Origin of the sequence: Ornithinibacillus salinisoli (assembly GCF_042684965.1) — a bacterium.
Taxonomy (GTDB): domain Bacteria; phylum Bacillota; class Bacilli; order Bacillales; family Amphibacillaceae; genus Ornithinibacillus; species Ornithinibacillus salinisoli.
In genome coordinates, this window is sequence record NZ_JBHUMI010000016.1 from 74380 (window position 1) to 95055 (window position 20676).

The following is a 20676-nucleotide window of genomic DNA, read 5'->3' on the forward strand; positions in this document are numbered from 1 at the left end:
ATCAATGCTATTAGCTATGGTAATCGTTCATTATTGTTATTTTAACCATATACTAGCTACTCTTACTTTCTTTCATTGGAATAAACCAACAGCCAGTAGATGTTTCATCATAGTAGACATCTAGATTGTTTTTAAGTATCTCTCTCTTTAATAAACGAATAACTTCCCTTGACTCAGCATAAGCAGAATATCCATTTCTTAGTTGATTCATTTTACGTTCACAAATTCTTCTTTCGTGTAGGACTAACATTTAAATCTACCCCTTTCTTTAGAGTATATAAATGTAAAGAACAGAATATGATATTACTGTTTTTATTTTACAGCAAAAATCAAATAATCTCTACATTATAGTAAGAGGTTTCAAGAAATGTTCACATTAATTTGAAATTTTTGCTTCGGCACTGATTTTTACCTTCTTATTAATTAACAATCTTTTAATCTCAAATGTGTAAATAAAATCATCCACTTTGAAATCCTTGTTTTCAATTGTTGCTTCTAATAACTGATTGCTTTCATATACCGTATTAACATCTTGTCCGATGATGTGTTTAATCTCTTCTTTCATTAAATCTTCTAGTTGGACTAATAGTAATTTATCAATGCGTAGTTGTTCGGCATTCGTTATTTCCAATTCTATCGATTCAACAGTTATAGGCTGTTTTGATTTTTCGTCCAGATTTTGTTTATCTTCCTCTAACGCTTTGATATAGTTTTTTGCCTCGGTAAGCTCGGAACGAATGTTGCTATTTTCCTCTAGTAACCGCTCATACATAGTCGCATACATAAAAATAAGCACGAAATAAGAAATGAGTGCCCCAAAAAATACGCCTGCTAAAAAACGTTGCCAGCCAGGTTTTTTATGATAAGGAGGAATATGCATTATGTAATCTCCTCCTGAATTAACCATCCAATTAAAATCATTGCACCTTTTACGCCACCCATTGCTGACAATATTAATAAGCCCTGTTTCAGAATATCAAGCGAAGAACCGTCTGGACCAAGACTTCTTTCCAAATTTTCGATCGCATCAAATGTTCCACCAATTGCTGCAACAACAGCCCAAATTCGTAACTTTCTTGCTAAGCGACTCATCTCTGTAAACGGAGCATCCCCTGTCGCAAAGGCTCCAATACTTCCTATAAGGGTACCACCGAGAATTACGCCAAATGCAATAAAAAAGCAATGAATTAGAGAAGCAAAAAATCTTTCCTCCATATATGACGCTCCCTTTATGTTCTACTTCTTTCATTGTATGATGGAAATGGACGAGTTATGTTAGAGGGTGTGTTGATATACAGAAGGTATGTATTTTAGATATAATAGACTAGATTAGAGGGACATCCTCATAGAGGGAATGTTAAAGGACGGGATCGTATGTCATTTACCCATTTACAAGTAAGAAGTGGATACAGTTTAATGAATAGTACAATTACTGTCGATAAGTTAGTGAAAAAGGCGAGTGAGCTAGAATTCGATTCACTGGCATTGACAGATGAAAATGTATTATATGGAGCCATTCCATTTTATAAGGCATGCCGTAAATTCGGGATTAAACCGATACTAGGCATGGTTGTAACGATTTTGAATACAGATGAAGAACATGAAGAATGTGTATTATTAGCAAAAACAAATGATGCATATCAACAGTTATTAAAATTAAGTACTTCCATTAAAACATCGCAACATAATGGGATTGAGAAAGATAAACTGAAGGAATATAACGAAGATGTTATATGCATTTTACCAGTCCATAATAGCAAACTGAAAGATAGAATAGGGTCTACATCATATGCACGAGTGAAAGAATATATTGATTCCTGGGAAGGGATGTTTGCACCAGGCGATTTCTATTTAGGAATAGCAAATCATGATCAAGCGTATGATCAAGAAGTTCTGACAGCTGTAAAGGCATATTGTGATCACTATCAGACACAAGCTGTAGCAATAAATGATGTTCGCTACTTAAGTGAGACGGATGATATCGCTTTTGATTGTTTACAAGCGATGAAACATGGGAAAAAGTGGGAGATAAAACAAGTAAAACCGAGACTGCAGCAGCATCATTTACGCTCTGCAATGGAGATGGAGCAGTTATTTTCGACACAATGGCCAGAGATACTTGAAGCAACAAGGTCAATTTCAGATAAATGCCATGTATCTTTTGATTTTGAAAAGCGTATGATACCATCGTTTCCAGTACCACAAGGGATTGAAACACACACTTACTTAGAAAAAATTTGCTGGACGAACCTTGAAAAAAGGTATGAAGTGATCACAGAACAAATTAAGAAACGTCTAACATATGAATTAAATATCATTCAAACGATGAAGTTTAGTGATTATTTCTTAATTGTTTGGGATTTCATTACTTATGCAAAAGACAAGGAGATTGTCGTTGGGCCCGGAAGAGGGTCCTCAGCTGGTTCGATGGTTGCTTATGTTCTAGGCATTACAGATGTTGATCCAATAGAGTACAATTTATTGTTCGAACGATTTCTGAACCCAGAACGGATAACGATGCCAGATATAGATATTGATTTTTCTGATCAGCGACGAGATGAGGTCATCGAATATGTGCGTGGAAAGTATGGAAATGAGCACGTTGCACAAATTATTACGTTTGGAACGTTTGCTGCTCGATCATTATTACGTGAATTAATAAAAACGATGGATATCGATCAACAGGATGCCTACTTTGTTTTAAAAGAGGTTCCAACACAGTCATCGAAAACATTAGTGGAACATGTAAAAACATCAGGTGAACTAACAAACTATATTAAACAATCGGAGAAACTAAAGGCATTATTTCAAGTTGCGATTATATTAGAAGGATTACCAAGGCATGTTTCTACTCACGCTGCTGGAGTCGTTATTAGTGAACAACCACTCGTTGAACATGTTCCATTAACGATTGGTGCTAACGACACAAGTTTAACACAGTATACCATGACAGATTTGGAATCGATTGGACTATTAAAAATAGATTTTTTAGGACTTCGAAATTTAACATTATTGGAACGTATTTTACAATCGATTCAATATACAGATAAGAAAGAATTAGTATTAAATAAGCTTCCTGATGATGATTCATATACCTTCCACTTACTACAAAAAGGGTTAACGAATGGTGTGTTCCAATTAGAATCAGAGGGTATGAAGCAAGTATTGACTCGACTACAACCAAATAATTTTGAGGATATTGTAGCCGTCAATGCTTTATATCGACCAGGACCAATGGAATTTATTTCAGCTTATGTGGATAGAAAGCATAAAAGGAAGCAAACGACCTATCCACATCCAGATTTAATGCCAATTTTGGAATCAACGTATGGCGTATTAATATATCAGGAACAAATTATGCAAATAGCCAACCGTATTGCCGGTTTTTCGTATGGAGAGGCTGATATATTACGTCGCGCAGTAAGTAAAAAACAGCAGGCTGTAATGGATGAGCAAAAAGAAAGATTTTTACAAGGCTGTTTGCAAAATGGCTATAGCAAGGAAGTTAGTGAGGAACTTTTTGAGTGGATTGTTAAGTTTTCAAACTATGGGTTCCCCAAAAGCCATGCTGTTGCATATAGTAAAATTGCCTATCAACTAGCATATTTAAAAGCACATTATCCCAAGAATTTCTATGCCGAATTATTAAGCTCGATTGCAAACCAGCATGACAAGATTCATTTATACCTTCATGAAATGCGAGATTTAAACATCTTAATATATCCACCAAGCATAAATAAAAGTTTTGGTAAGTATACTGTTGAAAAAGACGGAATACGAATGGGATTACTTTCTATTAAAGGAATAGGGAATCAAGTTGTACAAGAAATTATTCGTGAGCGCAAGTCTGGGGGACCATTTAAGAATTTATTTGATTTCTGTTTACGAATTCCTACTAAATTAATCAACAGATCAACGTTGGAATTGCTGATAATGACTGGTGTATTTGATGAAACATATGCTAATCGAGCTAGTTTGTTAGCTTCTATTGACCAAGCAGTCGAACAAGGAGAGCTTTTTCGAGAATTCTCTGACCAACCGAATTTCTTTCAGGAACAGCTTGCGTTAGAGGTTACTTATGTGGACATTGACGATTTTAGCCAAATGAAAAAATTATCAGATGAAAAAGAATTAATTGGCGTATATTTAACCAGTCACCCGTTGAAAAATTACCGATCGCAATTACGACGAAATGGATTTGTATCCTTAGAACGTACCAAACAATTGGTTGGGAATAAACAGGTGAAAAGTGCCGCAATCATACAATCGATAAAAACGATACGAACAAAACGTGGTGACCCAATGGCTTTTATAAAGATCGGTGATGAAACAGGGGAAATGGATGCGGTAGTATTTCCAGATCTATATCGAAATATAAATCGATGGTTAAAAGAAGAAGAGATGATCACGATTAAAGGTAAAGTAGAAAATAGAAATGATAAACTACAATGGATACTCTCTGAAGTTGAAATGTTTCATGAAGAAATCTTCCAAAAGGCTGTGGAGAAAAGGTTATTTATTAAGGTAACAGAACAAACTAGTAATAATGCATTACAGTTTGTACAGAAAATCGCACAGCAATATCCAGGAAGTATACCGATTATTATCCACCATGAGGAGCAGGGGAAGACATATCAATTATCCTATGATTACAATGTCGACCCCAATTATGAATGTATGCAAGCTCTACACCGTCAGTTTGGTAAACCTAGTGTCGTTCTTGAGAAATAGAAGGTCGAATATGTCCATACTTTACAGACATATTCGATCTGTTATAATGTAATAGTTAAGTGGTCTGACCACCCTTGAAAGATTGTTCAAAAAGTCCGGAAAAATGACATCGAATTTCTTCGTTGGTTTGCTTCTCCGTTGCTTACGTATAGTTTACATATATTCTGCGACTACAAAGCTAGACCGCCTCGAAATAATTGGTCCTTTTCCCTTGTTTTTGAACTCTTATCATAGAACAAAGTAAATACCTTCTACTGCAAAAGGAGAGAATAAAGTGAATTTACGCGATGAAGCATTGCAAATGCATAAAGTAAACAAAGGTAAATTAACCACCCAATCGAAAGTATCTGTGCGAAATGCCAAGGATTTAAGTTTGGCATATTCACCAGGCGTAGCAGAGCCTTGTAAGGAGATACATGATCGTAAAGAAACCGTTTATGATTATACGATGAAAGGAAATATGGTTGCAGTAGTAAGTGATGGTTCAGCAGTGTTAGGATTAGGTAATATTGGTCCAGAAGCGGCTTTACCTGTGATGGAAGGGAAATCGTTATTATTTAAAAGCTTTGCAGGTGTAGATTCTTTTCCAATTTGTTTAGGCACAAATGATGTGGAAGAAATCGTCCGTACTGTTAAACTCATGGAACCAACATTTGGTGGCGTTAATTTAGAAGATATTGCAGCACCAAACTGTTTTATTATTGAAGACCGCTTAAAAAAGGAAACAAATATACCAATCTTTCATGATGATCAGCATGGCACTGCGATAGTAACTGTAGCAGGTCTTATTAATTCATTAAAATTAGTAGGGAAAACTTTCTCAGACATTAAAGTTGTAGCAAACGGAGCCGGGGCAGCAGGAATAGCCATTATTAAATTATTATATCATTTCGGTGTCCGTAATATGGTTATGTGTGATTCAAGAGGAGCGATTTTTGAAGGTAGATCCTATGGAATGAATGATGTCAAAGATCAAGTTGCTAAAATTACGAACTTAGATAAAAAAGAAGGTAATCTAGAAGAAATGCTTGAAGATGCTGATGTGTTTATTGGTGTATCTGTTGGTGGAGCATTAACACAAGAGATGGTTCGTAAAATGAATGTAGACCCTATTATATTTGCAATGGCTAATCCGGACCCAGAAATTATGCCGGATGATGCGAAAGAAGCTGGTGCAAAAGTGATTGGAACAGGTAGATCTGATTTCCCTAATCAGGTAAACAACGTATTAGCTTTTCCTGGTATCTTTCGTGGGGCATTAGATGTAAGGGCAACTAGAATAAATGAAAAAATGAAAATTGCTGCAGCCGAGGCAATTGCATCTCTTATTAATGAAGAGGATTTAAACCCAGATTATGTCATACCTGGCCCATTTGATGCTAGAGTTGCACCATTGGTTGCATCTAGTGTTGCAAAAGCAGCAATGGAATCAGGAGTTGCACGCATTCATGTTAATCCAGATGAAGTAGCGGAGAAAACAAGAAAGTTAGCACAGATATAATTATGTGAAATAGATGTTTTAAAGGAGTGGATCATGGCTGTGTCCATGTCGCCAAAACAAAAAGTATATCAAGGGGTACTGCAAGAGATACGTAAATTAATTGATGAGCACAAACTGAAAACAGGGGATAAACTACCCTCAGAAAGAGAACTCTCTGAAAAGTTACATGCAGGTAGATCTTCCATTCGGGAAGCTTTACGTGCGATGGAACTGTTAGGTTTAATAGAAACAAGGCATGGAGAAGGAACTTTTTTAAGTGCTTATCGACCTTATCAAACAGTAGAAGTACTAGCATCATTTATTCTTCAAGAAAATTCGACTAGAAGTGATTTAATCGCAACAAAGAAGATCTTGGAGAAAGAAGCTGCAAAATTAGCTTTTCAACATATGAAAGCTAAAGAAATTATAGATCTACAAGAAATTATATCTAAGCATGAAGATGATTTGAATAAACAGCATTTGGCCTTTTTTTCTTATCTACTTGAGAAAACCGAAAATCTTTTATTGTTAAAGGTTTGGAGATTGATGGAAGAATATTCAAGCACGATGAAAAAGGTGTATTATCCGAAGGACTTTTATATGAAACTCACAAGGTTGTATGGTAATGAGGATTACAGCACAATTGAAGACTTATTTCATGAAGTAGCATTAATAAAATAATTATTATCGACTTAATTTGACACCTTTTTTATTTTTAATTAGATATAGTTAGTAGGACATGAACAACCCAATTTTACTTTTGAAATAATGGCACCACTTGTCGTGGTCATCCTGAAAAAGGGGGAGTTATCTTGCTTAAAGACCTTTTTAGCAAAAAGAAAAAATATGCGTCAATCCCAAATGAACAAGCAAAACTAGATGTTCCTGAAGGACTAATGAAAAAATGTGATAATTGTCATAAAATATTTTATCGAAAAGAATTGAATAAAAACTTAAAAGTTTGCCCAAATTGTGGTCACCATCATCAATTAACTGCTTGGGAAAGAATAGATAGTTTATTTGATGAAGATACATTTCAAGAATGGGACAGCCAATTAGTATCCAGTAATCCACTTGCATTTCCAGATTATGAAGAAAAGTTGGAAAAAGACCGTGTCAAAACCGGCTTGAACGAGGGAGTTGTAACTGGTAAAGGGTGTATCGATGGACAAGCAACTGCATTTGCAGTGATGGATTCGAGCTTTCGGATGGGAAGCATGGGATCTGTGATGGGAGAAAAAATAGCACGTGCAATTGAAAATGCCAAAGATCAATCATTACCATTTATTATATTTACTGCATCTGGTGGGGCGCGTATGCAAGAGGGTGTTCTAAGCTTGATGCAAATGTCCAAAACTTCCGTTGCAATAAAACGATTCTCAGAAGCAGGAGGATTGATGATTTCTGTTATGACACATCCGACCACTGGAGGGGTATCGGCTAGTTTTGCTTCCTTAGGAGACTATAACTTTGCTGAACCAGGTGCATTAATTGGCTTTGCAGGAAGACGTATCATTGAACAAACGACTCGAGAAAAACTACCTGATGATTTCCAAACTGCTGAATTTCTATTTAAACATGGACAATTGGATCAAGTCGTTCACCGGCATGACCAAAAGCAGCTCTTTACAACATTATTGAAAATGCATCAGAAGGGTGGAACATCCTCATGAAGCAAGTACTTGAATTTGAAAAGCCAATTGTTAATTTAAAAGAAAAAATAACGGAATTAAAAAAATTTACAACAGATAGCGAAATTGATTTATCTGAGGAGATCAGCACACTTGAGAAAAGACTAGCAATTTTAGAAGATGATATTTATGGGAACTTAAAGCCATGGCAACGCGTCCAAATGGCTAGGCACCAAGAACGTCCAACGACTTTGGATTATATTAATGAGTTGTTCACAGATTTTTTAGAATTTCATGGAGATAGAGCTTATGGTGATGATGAAGCAATTGTTGCTGGAATTGCTTATTACAAAGAGATTCCTGTAACAGTAATTGGCCATCAGCGTGGAAAAAATACCAAGGAAAACATTCGTAGAAATTTTGGAATGCCTCACCCTGAAGGTTATAGAAAAGCGTTGCGTCATATGAAGCAAGCTGAAAAATTTAATCGACCAATTATCACCTTTATTGATACAAAGGGAGCAGATCCTGGTAAAGAATCTGAAGAACGAGGACAAAGTGAAGCCATCGCAAGGAATCTAATGGAGATGGCAGGACTTACAGTTCCAATTATTTGTATTGTAATTGGTGAAGGTGGTAGTGGAGGTGCGCTAGCCTTAGGTGTAGGTGATCGTATTCATATGCTGGAAAACTCCACATACTCTGTTATTTCACCTGAGGGAGCAGCGGCACTGTTGTGGAAAGATTCTGGTCAAGCACAAAAAGCTGCAGAATCCATGAAAATCACTGCACCAGATTTACATGAACTAGGTGTAATTGATGAAATTATTCCCGAACCCAAAGGTGGTTCTCATCGAGATATAAAAGAACAAGCAGAAAATATTAATATTGTAATAGAAAAATCGTTAGAAGAATTAATAAATCTGTCATCAGATGTATTACTCGAGAACAGATGGGAAAAATATAAACAAATTGGAGATTATAAGGAACTATAAAAATAATCATGGGGCAGTAATACCCCCATGATTATTTTCGTTTAATAAGTATGTTACATTTCCAATAGAATATACTTATTAAATGTTGTCATACCAATAAGTAGAACACATTTAAAAAATATATTTGAATCGACTGTTTTTAATTGATATTTTATGTTTTTACGATTATCTTGTTAATTGGAGGTATACATATCACGATTCACATTCGTGTATCTCGTGATGGTTTTGTACATACTAAAGCTGAATGAAATGAATTAGAATCGTTGTAACTTGAGGTGATTAATATGAAAAAAATCGGAGTTTTAACAAGTGGTGGAGATGCACCAGGAATGAATGCAGCAATTCGTTCTGTTGTCAGAAAGTGCATTTATCATAATGTGGAAGTATATGGAATAAAGAATGGCTACCAAGGACTAATTGAAGGTAGTATTGAAAAAATGGAAATAGGTTCAGTTGGTGATATTATACAACGTGGTGGGACAAAGCTATATTCGGCTCGCTGTGAAGAATTTAAAACAGATGAAGGTCAAAATAAAGGTATTGAACAACTGAAAAAGGTAGGCATTGAAGGATTAGTTGTTATTGGTGGTGACGGTAGCTTTAGAGGAGCACAAAAGTTAACTGAAAAGGGCTATCCTTGTATTGGTGTACCTGGTACGATTGATAATGATATCCCAGGAACTGATTTTACCATTGGTTTTGATACTGCTTTGAATACAATTATTGAAGCAATAGATAAGATTCGTGATACCGCAACATCACATGAACGTACATACGTAATCGAGGTAATGGGTAGAAATGCTGGAGATTTAGCTTTATGGGCTGGGTTAGCTGATGGTGCAGAAAGTATTTTAATTCCAGAACAGCCAGATGATTTTAAGGATGTCATTGATCGCTTAAAACGTGGTCATGAACGCGGGAAGAAGCATAGTATTATTATTCTTGCTGAAGGTGTAGGTAGTGGTATTGACTATGGTAATCGAATTCAGGAAGCCACGGATCTAGAAACGAGGGTAACTGTCTTGGGACATATACAACGTGGGGGGTCTCCTACTGCTAATGACCGTGTTTTAGCGAGTAGACTAGGTGCTAAAGCAGTAGATCTATTATTAGATGGAAAAGCAGGAAGAATGGTTGGTATTCAAAATAATAAACTAGTTGACCATGATATCGATACGATTTTAACTGTTGAACATACGATAGACCAAGATATGTATCAATTATCAAAAGAATTATCTATTTAATTTTCTTTCATTGGAATAGGTTTGAAATAATAAGGTTTATATTTTTATATTTTGTAGGAGGAATCATCAATGAGAAAAACAAAGATTGTTTGTACGATTGGCCCTGCTTCTGAGTCAATTGACAAACTAGAACAACTGATCGAAGCTGGAATGAATGTTGCCCGTCTAAATTTTTCCCACGGGGATTATGAAGAACATGGTGCACGTATAAAAAGCATTCGAGAAGCAGCAGAGAAAACGGGGAAGACAGTAGCGGTTTTACTCGATACGAAAGGTCCGGAAATTCGAACTGGTACATTTAAAGAGGGACAGGCTGAGCTCGTAGAAGGAAATGTTGTCTATATATCGATGAAAGAAGTGGAAGGGACAGCAGAAAGATTTTCCATTACTTACCCTGGTTTAATAGATGATGTCCATGAAGGCTCCAAGATTCTTTTAGATGATGGTCTGATTGAACTTGAAGTAGTTGAGATTGATCATACGAATAAAGAATTAAAAACGAAAACATTAAACTCAGGAACAATAAAAAATAAAAAAGGTGTAAATGTACCAAATGTCAAAGTGAATTTGCCTGGTATTACCGAAAAAGATGCAAATGATATTGTATTTGGTATTGAACAAGGTGTGGATTTTATTGCAGCTTCCTTTGTTCGTCGACCTTCTGATGTTCTTTCTATCAAGGAATTATTAGAAAAATATCAAGCAGAACATATTAAAATTATACCTAAAATTGAGAATCAAGAAGGCGTAGATAATATTGATAGTATTTTAGAAGTTAGTGATGGCTTAATGGTAGCACGTGGAGATCTGGGAGTGGAAATTCCTGCAGAAGATGTACCATTAGTACAAAAAATGCTAATTAAAAAATGTAATACAGTTGGTAAACCAGTAATTACAGCTACTCAAATGCTTGATTCGATGCAGCGGAACCCAAGACCGACAAGAGCAGAAGCGTCAGATGTTGCAAATGCAATTTTTGATGGAACCGATGCAATTATGTTATCAGGGGAAACGGCAGCCGGAAATTATCCTGTTGAATCCGTTAAAACAATGAGAAATATTGCTATAAAAACCGAAACAGGATTAGATCATGATTCGATCTTAAAGCTACGTTCTAAATCAGTAGATATGACCATCACAGATGCGATCAGTCAATCTGTAACACACACTGCCATGAATTTATCTGTTGATGCGATTATAACACCGACAGAAAGTGGACATACAGCTAGAATGATTTCAAAATATAGACCACAGGCTCCTATTGTTGCTGTAACTTTCTCGGAACGTGTAAACCGTCAACTGTCATTAGTGTGGGGGGTACATGCTGTCCTAGGTGCTAAAGCAACAACAACAGATGAAATGTTAGATATTGCCGTAGAAACTGGAATTCGTGCAAACTTATTCAGAAGAGGAAGTCGTGTCATTATTACTGCTGGCGTTCCAGTTGGTGAAAGTGGAACAACAAACTTAATGAAAGTACATGTTATTGGAGATGTTATTGCAAAAGGGCAAGGTGTAGGTAAAAGAGTTGCTTATGGAAGAGCGGTAGTTGTAAAAAATGCCCAAGAAGCTCTGGAAAAAGTGAGTTATGGTGATATCATTGTTACGTATGGTACAGACCGTGACATGATGCCTGCTATTGAAAAAGCAGGCGGAATTGTAACCGTAGAAGGTGGTTTAACTTCTCATGCTGCAGTCGTAGGTTTAAGTGTAGGAATACCTGTTATTGTTGGCGTGAAAGATATTATGGACCAGCTATCAGAAAATGAAGATATTACAATTGATGGTAATAAGGGTGACATTTATAAAGGACATGCAAGTGTACTATAAAAAAGAAGGGGATTCCCTTCTTTTTTATGAAGATTATATTCAGAATGTTTAGACCTGGGAGGAGTTGAACGAAATGCGTTGGTTGCTACTTGCGTTTCTAATTGTACCTGCCCTTGAAATAGGCGTGTTTATTTGGGCAGGCGGGGTAATCGGACCTTGGTGGGTTGTTGGATTAATTTTACTTACTGGGATTGTCGGTGTAACACTTGCCAAGCAACAAGGAGTGGAAACTTGGCATCGTGCTCAAAAATCAATGAATTATGGTCAAGTCCCTGCAGAAGAAATATTAGATGGAATCTGTATTTTTGTAGGTGGTGTATTTTTATTTACACCAGGTTTTATTACAGATATCGTAGGATTTATTTTAGTCTTACCAGGAACAAGAGGAATTTTTAAAGGATTTTTGCAAAAACTAATCAAGCGGTTAATAGACAAAGACATCATTATATATCGTAGATGACTTTTAGCCTTTTATAAACTGCCACACCTTTGTAAAAGTACCTGATTGGAACAGTACGTAAAATAAAATCATTAGTGCAGGAGCAATCAATATCCCTATTACTCCCCATACTTGAATGGTTATAAATAGTATAAATAACCCAAATAGTGGATTAACACCAATGCTACTCGATAAAATTTTTGGCTCCAATATTTGACGTGCCACAATAATAACACCAAATAAGATACATAAACTAATTGTCATCATGTAATTGGTCGTTACAAAAGAGTAAATTATCCAAGGAATAAATATAATTCCTGTTCCAATAAACGGTAAAATATCAAACAAAGCTGCGAAAAAGGTGATTGTTAAAGCATGTTCTACCTGGAGGATGAGCAATCCTATAAAAATAATACAGGTTGAAATAAAAATAAGTAATGCTTGTGCCTTTATATAACCAGCAAACGCACGTTTTAAATGGTCCATAAATTCTTTATAGAATTCATATGCACGAGATGGAATGAACTGTTTTACATTGTCTTTTAAATCATACCAGTCTTTTGTTATGAAAAAGGTTGCTAATAGGATAAATATGATGATGGTGAACGAATTAGGTACAAGTAAAATTATGGTTGGGAAATTTAAGAAAAAACCTTGTAATAAAGTTGTACCAGTTGTCGTAATATACTCCAAAAATTGTTGCACTTTATCTGTTATGGTAGCTTGTTGAGTAGGGTGTAGCGAATTAAAATAGGATGTTATTTGGTCATACAACGGGAGAATTTTATCATATACAAATGATTCAACAATTGTAATAAATGTCTGAAAATAAGTAGGGGTTATTTCTGCCAAGTACAGTGTACCCTGTATTATTTCGGACACAATAATTAGTAGAACACCAATTATGACGGTAAAGATAAATAGTATGACAGCTATGGTTGCTATCGTTCGATGAAATTTAGCTTTTTCCACTAAAGCAGTCACAAGTGGGTTAATTAGTAAGGATAAAGCAATTGCAATGATGAACGGGTATGTATAAGAAAATGTATATACAAACAAAAAGTAACTTGCTACAAGTATACCGATGACGATGAAACTTCTTAGAATTTGAAAAGAAAACTGCTTGTACATCTATAAAACCCCATTTTGGAATAAATCTTTTAAAATCTCTATAATCTTACATATGATATTGAAATGGAAAATAGACGTACGATAAAGTCATTACGATTATTTTCAAAAATAAAAGTAGGTTTTTTGTCGTTAATATAAGAATTTTTTTAGTATTTATCCTCAAAATTAAACGGTTTCAATTCACATTATCGTTAGAATACATTATAATTGTTCATGGGGATGACAATGTTTAGGGATATTGTCGAAAAAAATTAACATTATCCATGTTATAACTCTTAAATTATCTATAGAAAAGGAGAGGGTTTATTATGACAGCAACGAAAGGACTCGAAGGGGTAGTTGCAACACAATCATCAATTAGCTCCATTATTGATGATCAACTAACATATGTTGGTTATAGAATCGATGACTTGGCTGAAAATTCAAGCTTTGAGGAAGTAGTTTATTTATTGTGGAATTTAAGACTACCTACTCAATCTGAATTAGATACGTTTAAAAAGGATCTTGCTAAACATATGGAAGTACCTGATGCAATCATTGAACATTTACGTTCATATGATTTATCAACTGTTCACCCTATGGCAGCATTACGTACTGCAGTTTCTTTATTAGGATTATATGATGAAGAGGCAGATGTAATGGATGAAGATGCGAATAGACGAAAAGCAATTCGTTTGCAAGCGCAAATTTCTGCTGTAGTTGCAGCTTTTGCACGAATTCGTCGAGGACAAGATCCAATTAAACCAAAAAAAGATGTTAGTTATGCAGAAAACTTCTTGTATATGCTAAATGGAAAAGACCCTGAAGATATCGAAGTAGAAGCAATCAACAAAGCGTTAGTACTTCATGCAGACCATGAACTAAATGCTTCAACATTTACTGCAAGAGTTTGTGTAGCGACTCTATCAGATGTATATTCAGGTATCACTGCTGCAATTGGTGCATTAAAAGGTCCACTTCACGGTGGTGCAAATGAACGTGTAATGAAGATGTTATCTGAGATAGGCGAAGAAGAAAACGCAATTCCTTACATTAAGGAAAAACTAGCGAACAAAGAAAAAATTATGGGTATGGGACATCGTGTTTATCGTAACGGGGATCCTCGTGCAAAACACTTGCAGAAAATGTCGAAAGAATTGACTAAACTTACTGGTCAAGAAAAATGGTATAACATGTCTGTTAAAATTGAAGACTATATCAAAGAAAATAAAGGACTTCCAGCTAATGTTGATTTCTATTCGGCTTCTGTATACCATAGCCTAGGAATTGACCATGATTTATTTACACCTATTTTTGCGATGAGTCGTGTTTCAGGGTGGTTAGCACATATCTTAGAGCAATACTCAAACAACCGTCTTATCCGTCCACGTGCGGAATGGATTGGACCAAATACACAGCAATTTGTTGCAATTGAGAACCGATAGGTGAAATAATAGAAATATAATAGCCGGGAATGCCGGCTATTATCATGGGTAAAAAACTGATGATAAGAAGACTAGGAGGATTTTAGTTATGACACAAGGAGAAAAAATTGTTGTAGAAAATGGACAGATGAACGTTCCTAATGTTCCTGTTGTTCCTTTTATAGAAGGAGATGGAACTGGACCAGATATTTGGGCAGCTGCTAGTAAAGTAATCGAGGCTGCTGTTGAAAAAGCTTATAATGGTACTAAGAAAATTGAGTGGTTAGAAGTTCTTGCAGGTCAAAAAGCATTCGATCAAACGGGAGAATGGTTACCACAAGAAACGCTTGATAAAATTGATGAATATAAAATTGCAATTAAAGGACCTCTTACAACACCAATTGGTGGCGGTATTCGTTCTTTAAACGTTGCATTACGTCAAGAACTTGACCTTTTCACTTGCCTACGTCCAGTACGTTATTTTGAAGGAGTTCCATCTCCGGTTAAGCGTCCTGAAGATGTTGATATGGTTATTTTCCGTGAAAATACAGAAGATATCTATGCTGGAATCGAATGGCAAAAAGGTTCTGATGAAGTGAAAAAAGTAATCGACTTCCTAAATAATGAAATGGGAGTACATAAAATCCGTTTCCCGGAAACTTCAGGAATCGGTATTAAACCAGTATCTGAAGAAGGTACAAAGCGTCTGGTACGTTCAGCGATTGAATATGCACTAACAGAAGGACGTAGTAGTGTAACGCTTGTTCACAAAGGGAACATTATGAAATTTACAGAAGGTGCTTTTAAAGCTTGGGGATATGAAGTTGCTGAACAAGAATTTGGCGATAAAGTATTTACATGGGCTGAGTATGACCGCATCGTAGAAAAAGAAGGTAAAGACGCTGCGAATAAAGCACAAGATGAAGCTGTAGCAGCTGGAAAAATCATTGTAAAAGATTCTATTGCTGATATTTTCTTACAACAAATTTTAACTCGTCCAAATGAGTTCGATGTCGTTGCTACAATGAACTTAAATGGCGACTATATTTCTGATGCACTTGCTGCTCAAGTAGGTGGAATTGGTATCGCTCCTGGAGCAAATATCAATTACAATACTGGTCATGCGATCTTTGAAGCAACACATGGTACAGCACCTAAATATGCAGGATTAGACAAAGTGAACCCATCATCTGTTATTCTTTCTGGTGTATTAATGCTTGAACACTTAGGATGGAGAGAAGCAGCTGATTTAATCACGAAGTCTATGGACAAAACCATTGCTTCGAAAGTCGTAACATATGACTTTGCTCGTCTTATGGATGGTGCGACTGAAGTTAAGTGTTCGGAGTTTGGTAACGAATTAATTAAGAATATGGAATAGGTATTGACAACTAACTCTCTGCCACGTCCTCTATGATAGGGCGTGGCGGATTCTATTTTTAAAAAAATTACAAAAATAAGAGGAGGTTTTCAAAATGGGTAATAAAAGAAGTAAAATTTCCGTAATTGGTTCAGGTTTTACTGGAGCAACTACCGCTTTATTGATAGCGCAAAAAGAATTAGGTGATGTAGTTCTTGTAGATATTCCAAATATGGAAGATCCAACAAAAGGTAAAGCATTAGATATGCTAGAAGCTAGCCCTGTACAAGGGTTTGATGCAAATATCGTTGGTACTTCAGATTATGCGGAAACAAAGGATTCAGATTTAGTCATCATTACAGCTGGTATTGCTCGTAAGCCAGGCATGAGTCGAGATGATCTTGTTAATACAAATGCTAAAATTATGAAATCTGTAACACAAGAAGTTGTTAAATATTCACCTGAAACAACAATCGTTGTATTAACAAATCCAGTTGATGCAATGACATATACAGTATTTAAAGAATCTGGATTCCCGAAAGAACGTGTCATTGGTCAATCTGGAGTACTTGACACAGCACGTTTCCGTACGTTTGTTGCACAGGAATTAAATCTATCTGTGAAAGATATAACTGGATTTGTGTTAGGTGGCCATGGTGATGATATGGTTCCATTAATTCGTTATTCCTATGCAGGTGGAATTCCATTAGAAAACTTAATTTCCAAAGAACGACTTGATGCAATTGTGAAACGTACACGTACTGGTGGCGGAGAGATCGTAAACCTACTCGGTAACGGTAGTGCATATTATGCACCGGCTGCATCTTTAACAGTTATGGCAGAAGCGATTCTTAAAGACCAGCGTCGTGTACTTCCTACCATCGCATACCTTGAAGGTGAATATGGTTATAATGATATTTACCTGGGTGTACCAACAATCCTTGGTGGTAATGGAATCGAAGAAATTATTGAATTAAATTTAACAGATGAGGAAAAAGCTGCTTTAGATAAATCAGCTGAATCTGTTAAAAGCGTACTTAACATCTTACAATAGTGTATTAAAAAGCTTCTTTCTGCTTATTTGCAGGAAGAAGCTTTTTTAAGACTAGGCTTAATTGTTTTTTTTTGGTATAATAGAAAACGCTTACATAAATGGAGGTGTTTATATGATTGGAAAGAAACGAAAGTTAGGAAAGAAAATAGATAGTATATCTATTGGTGAATCCTATACGGCAACTCACATTATTCAGGATAAGGACCTTTTATTATATTTAGGTTTAACAAACGATGCTAATCCTCTATATATTCAACATGACTATGCTTCACAGACTCCATATCATCAGCCGATCGTTCCATCTGTAATGCTGTTTGGAATGGTGTCCTCTATGGTTTCGATGCATATACCAGGACCAGGCAGCCATATCATCGATCATGAGATGAAATTTCCGAAACCAGTTTATCATAATTCAGAAGTGAAATTTACTCTAGAAGTAATTGCGATGGATGAAAAAGAACATAAGGTAACTTTATCTGTACATGGGTATGATGTAGAAGGAGATGAAGTTATTCAAGGGAAATTAAATGTATGTCCGGCATATGAACCTAAATCAATCACTGCCAGTTCCTTGGAAAATTTCTTTTAACGAAGACAGAAATTAATTGACCTTACTTCGTATTGGGGATAAAATGCGAAGTAACAGCAGCGTGATTTCTACTCTGGGCAGTCGCTTTCCACAGGGAACGCGAAGAGGATACATGGATAGGAGAAGTATGGAGAGTGACAATTCTTCCCTTATTTGTGACAAAATTGGGTAATGAAGGGGTTTAAAGGACATCTGTTCCGTTATTAACCGGAATGACAGGTATTCTGGTACGAATTAGAGCAAATAACGTACGTGATGTCCGACAACATTTTCAAATGAGATTATTTTACGAAATAACGTACGCCATGTCCGCTCCATTTAAGCCCTACTCCAAGCGAAGGCGATAAGACCCCAAAGGAGCGAGGGAACTACTTGCGTAAACTTCTTTTTTTCCTTGCGTCGTGGAAGCCTAGTGCGAAGCATTATTAGAAGATGCAGGCGCACTTGTTTTCGAGTGAGGAGGCTTATCGTGAGCCCGCAGGAATCGAAATGTATTTCCGGAGCGGTGATCCTATGCTTCGCAGTCTATATAAAAATAGTACCAAATGATGCGAGTAGAGCATGACCGCTAGGGAGTAAGTCGAACTATCCAAACAACATATGGATAGTTTTCTTTTTATAATTTATAAAGTTTTCTTTACAATTACAATCCAATATTTCAATTACTTGCTATCCATTGTAAGATAGAACTATAGATAATAGGTCTTTTTCGGAAATGGGGAATAGATAATGAATGAGAGAATTCTTATTGTAGATGACGAGAGTTCCATTGTAACTTTACTAAAATTTAATATTGAAAAAGCTGGATTTCAAACAGATGTTGCATACAATGGTCTAGAAGCGATTGAAAAAGTTGAAGAAAGTGAATTTGATCTCATCATTCTAGATTTAATGTTACCAGAGATGGATGGAATTGAAGTATGTAAATATTTACGAAGAAAACAAATTGAAATTCCAATTTTAATGTTAACAGCAAAAGATGAAGAATTTGATAAAGTATTTGGGTTAGAATTAGGAGCGGATGATTATTTAACAAAACCGTTCAGTCCGAAAGAGGTTATTGCGCGTATAAAGGCCATCTTGAGGAGAACTACGAAACAGACAGACCTAAGACAGAACACAATTAGAATAGGTAATATTACTATCTATCCAGAGAGATATGAAGCGGAAATGGATAATGAGGTCTTAACGTTTACACGAAAAGAATTTGAATTATTATATTATCTTGCAAATCATAAAGGGAAAGTACTTTCTCGAGATCAGCTACTGAGTGCGGTTTGGGATTATGATTTTGTTGGAGATACTAGGATTGTAGATGTGCATATTAGCCATTTGCGAGAGAAGATTGAACCGGATACCAAAAAGCCGATTTATATCAAAACGATCCGTGGATTAGGGTATAAAATGGAGGTCCCCACAACATGAAAGCTCTTTTTAAAAGACCGATCAATTACTACGCACTAGGTATTACGTTATTAGTTGCTATTACAGGGCTTGTCTTATTTCAAGTAATTGATAATTATATTGTATTAATATCCGTTTTATTAACGGAGTATATTATTTTAATTATGATTCTTTTGCATGTTTACGATACGTATATTAAACCAATACAAAAAGCTACGAAAACAATGGACCAGTTGGTTAAAGGGAATTTTAGAGCAAGAATGCATCACCCGATTACAGGCAGCATTGGTGCCCTTAGTACTAAAATAAATGCTTTGGCAAGAAATTTGAGTGAACTCTCTATACATGAACAAATGCAAGCAGAACAATTTTCTACTGTTATTGATAATACGGAAAGTGGAATGGCATTAATCGATGAAAAAGGTTATATTCACTTAGTAAATCGAAAATTCATCTCTATGTTCGGTAAGTCGCAACGAGATTATATTGGTTATTTATATTACGATGTGATATCCAATGAAAAGGTTCATCGAATTGTCCAAGAAACATTTTTATATGAAAAAAATGTAAAAAAATCTTTTATACAAGATAATGCTAGTAAGCAGTATATTGAAATAGTTGGTGCTCCAATATTTAATGAACGAAACATTTTAAAAGGTGCTGTCTTAGTTTTTTATGATATTACAGAGCTTAAGAAGTTGGAAGTGATGAGAAAAGACTTTGTTGCAAATGTATCCCATGAATTAAAAACACCAATAACTTCTATAAAAGGATTTGCGGAGACCTTGCTTGATGGAGCAATAGATGATAAAGAGGCTAGACAACATTTTACACAAATTATTTATGATGAAAGTAATAGGTTGCAATCCTTGGTAGAAGATTTACTTACATTATCACGATTAGAGAAAGAAGAATACCAATTAACCATTTCAGAAGTTAATGTATCTAGTTTAATTGATGAAATTACCCCAATGATTGAACAATATGCCGGGCAACACGATATTAATTTTATTTTAGAAAGTAGTGAAAATATAACATTTAATGCAGATCATGATCGTGTAAAACAAGTATTAATTAATCTTTTAACGAATGCAATTAACTATACTCCTTCAAATGGGAAGGTTACTCTCGCGGTAACTGACAATCAAGAATTTGTCCAAATAGAAGTAAGTGATACTGGTATCGGTATACCAAGGGACGCATTACCTCGTATATTTGAACGTTTTTATCGTGTTGATAAAGCCCGTAGTAGGAATACTGGAGGAACTGGATTAGGGCTTGCAATTGTTAAACATATTGTCGATGTTCATGAAGGGAAAATCGAAGTAGATAGTGAAGTGAACAAAGGTACGACAATAAAAGTATACTTCCCTAAATAAAGTGCA

The 20676-nt window shown here is 35.6% G+C and carries 18 protein-coding genes; 14 read left to right on the forward strand and 4 right to left on the reverse strand.

Going from position 1 to position 20676, the window contains the following annotated elements:
• Positions 1 to 52: 52 nt before the first annotated feature.
• The 3 genes from ACFSTA_RS10970 to ACFSTA_RS10980 all read right to left on the reverse strand — a co-directional run bounded on the left by ACFSTA_RS10970 (position 53) and on the right by ACFSTA_RS10980 (position 1215).
• Entirely contained in the window at positions 53 to 250 is a 198-nt protein-coding gene (locus ACFSTA_RS10970) for a hypothetical protein (protein WP_377556733.1), read from the reverse strand.
• 126 nt (positions 251 to 376) lie between these two features.
• Positions 377 to 880: a sporulation membrane protein YtrI gene (ytrI, locus tag ACFSTA_RS10975; protein ID WP_377556734.1), complete on the reverse strand. Its 504-nt coding sequence runs from the start codon at positions 878 to 880 to the stop codon at positions 377 to 379.
• Complete coding sequence (locus tag ACFSTA_RS10980) at positions 880 to 1215, reverse strand: YtrH family sporulation protein (RefSeq protein WP_377556735.1); 336 nt, start codon at positions 1213 to 1215, stop codon at positions 880 to 882. Before ACFSTA_RS10980 ends, ytrI begins: the two co-directional genes overlap by 1 nt.
• Positions 1216 to 1374: 159 nt before the next feature.
• Between ACFSTA_RS10980 and dnaE the strand changes: the two genes are divergently transcribed.
• The 8 genes from dnaE (at position 1375) to ACFSTA_RS11020 (ending at position 12371) form a co-directional block, all read left to right on the forward strand.
• Complete coding sequence (gene dnaE, locus ACFSTA_RS10985) at positions 1375 to 4731, forward strand: DNA polymerase III subunit alpha (RefSeq protein WP_377556737.1); 3357 nt, start codon at positions 1375 to 1377, stop codon at positions 4729 to 4731.
• 274 nt (positions 4732 to 5005) lie between these two features.
• Positions 5006 to 6232, forward strand: coding sequence for an NAD(P)-dependent malic enzyme (locus ACFSTA_RS10990; protein ID WP_377556738.1), 1227 nt, complete (start codon positions 5006 to 5008; stop codon positions 6230 to 6232).
• Positions 6233 to 6265: 33 nt separating this feature from the next.
• Complete coding sequence (locus ACFSTA_RS10995) at positions 6266 to 6892, forward strand: FadR/GntR family transcriptional regulator (RefSeq protein ID WP_377556739.1); 627 nt, start codon at positions 6266 to 6268, stop codon at positions 6890 to 6892.
• Positions 6893 to 7023: 131 nt separating this feature from the next.
• A complete protein-coding gene (accD, locus tag ACFSTA_RS11000) occupies positions 7024 to 7884 on the forward strand; it encodes an acetyl-CoA carboxylase, carboxyltransferase subunit beta (protein WP_377556740.1) in 861 nt (286 codons plus the stop codon).
• Positions 7881 to 8837 carry an acetyl-CoA carboxylase carboxyl transferase subunit alpha gene (gene accA / locus ACFSTA_RS11005; RefSeq protein ID WP_377556741.1) on the forward strand — a complete coding sequence of 319 codons (957 nt, stop codon included), beginning with the start codon at positions 7881 to 7883 and terminating at the stop codon, positions 8835 to 8837. The genes accD and accA overlap by 4 nt, the downstream gene beginning before the upstream one ends.
• A 284-nt stretch (positions 8838 to 9121) precedes the next feature.
• Positions 9122 to 10081 carry a 6-phosphofructokinase gene (gene pfkA, locus ACFSTA_RS11010; protein ID WP_377556742.1) on the forward strand — a complete coding sequence of 320 codons (960 nt, stop codon included), beginning with the start codon at positions 9122 to 9124 and terminating at the stop codon, positions 10079 to 10081.
• A gap of 69 nt (positions 10082 to 10150) precedes the next feature.
• Entirely contained in the window at positions 10151 to 11911 is a 1761-nt protein-coding gene (gene pyk / locus ACFSTA_RS11015; protein WP_377556743.1) for a pyruvate kinase, read from the forward strand.
• A gap of 73 nt (positions 11912 to 11984) precedes the next feature.
• Positions 11985 to 12371, forward strand: coding sequence for an FxsA family protein (locus ACFSTA_RS11020; protein ID WP_377556744.1), 387 nt, complete (start codon positions 11985 to 11987; stop codon positions 12369 to 12371).
• A gap of 3 nt (positions 12372 to 12374) precedes the next feature.
• Here ACFSTA_RS11020 and ytvI read toward each other — a convergent pair whose 3' ends face one another.
• Entirely contained in the window at positions 12375 to 13481 is a 1107-nt protein-coding gene (ytvI, locus tag ACFSTA_RS11025) for a sporulation integral membrane protein YtvI (protein ID WP_377556745.1), read from the reverse strand.
• A gap of 308 nt (positions 13482 to 13789) precedes the next feature.
• Here ytvI and citZ point away from each other — a divergent pair, with 308 nt between their 5' ends.
• From citZ to pnpS, 6 genes are all read left to right on the forward strand, one after another.
• Entirely contained in the window at positions 13790 to 14905 is a 1116-nt protein-coding gene (citZ, locus tag ACFSTA_RS11030) for a citrate synthase (protein WP_377556746.1), read from the forward strand.
• 79 nt (positions 14906 to 14984) lie between these two features.
• Positions 14985 to 16265, forward strand: coding sequence for an NADP-dependent isocitrate dehydrogenase (gene icd / locus ACFSTA_RS11035; RefSeq protein WP_377557370.1), 1281 nt, complete (start codon positions 14985 to 14987; stop codon positions 16263 to 16265).
• Between the two features lie 94 nt (positions 16266 to 16359).
• Positions 16360 to 17298, forward strand: coding sequence for a malate dehydrogenase (mdh, locus tag ACFSTA_RS11040; RefSeq protein ID WP_377556747.1), 939 nt, complete (start codon positions 16360 to 16362; stop codon positions 17296 to 17298).
• Between the two features lie 112 nt (positions 17299 to 17410).
• Positions 17411 to 17887 (forward strand): MaoC family dehydratase, encoded by a 477-nt coding sequence (locus tag ACFSTA_RS11045; protein WP_377556748.1) that lies wholly within the window; start codon positions 17411 to 17413, stop codon positions 17885 to 17887.
• 729 nt (positions 17888 to 18616) lie between these two features.
• A complete protein-coding gene (locus ACFSTA_RS11050) occupies positions 18617 to 19312 on the forward strand; it encodes a response regulator transcription factor (protein WP_377556749.1) in 696 nt (231 codons plus the stop codon).
• A complete protein-coding gene (gene pnpS, locus ACFSTA_RS11055; RefSeq protein WP_377556750.1) occupies positions 19309 to 20670 on the forward strand; it encodes a two-component system histidine kinase PnpS in 1362 nt (453 codons plus the stop codon). Before ACFSTA_RS11050 ends, pnpS begins: the two co-directional genes overlap by 4 nt.
• Positions 20671 to 20676: the final 6 nt, after the last annotated feature.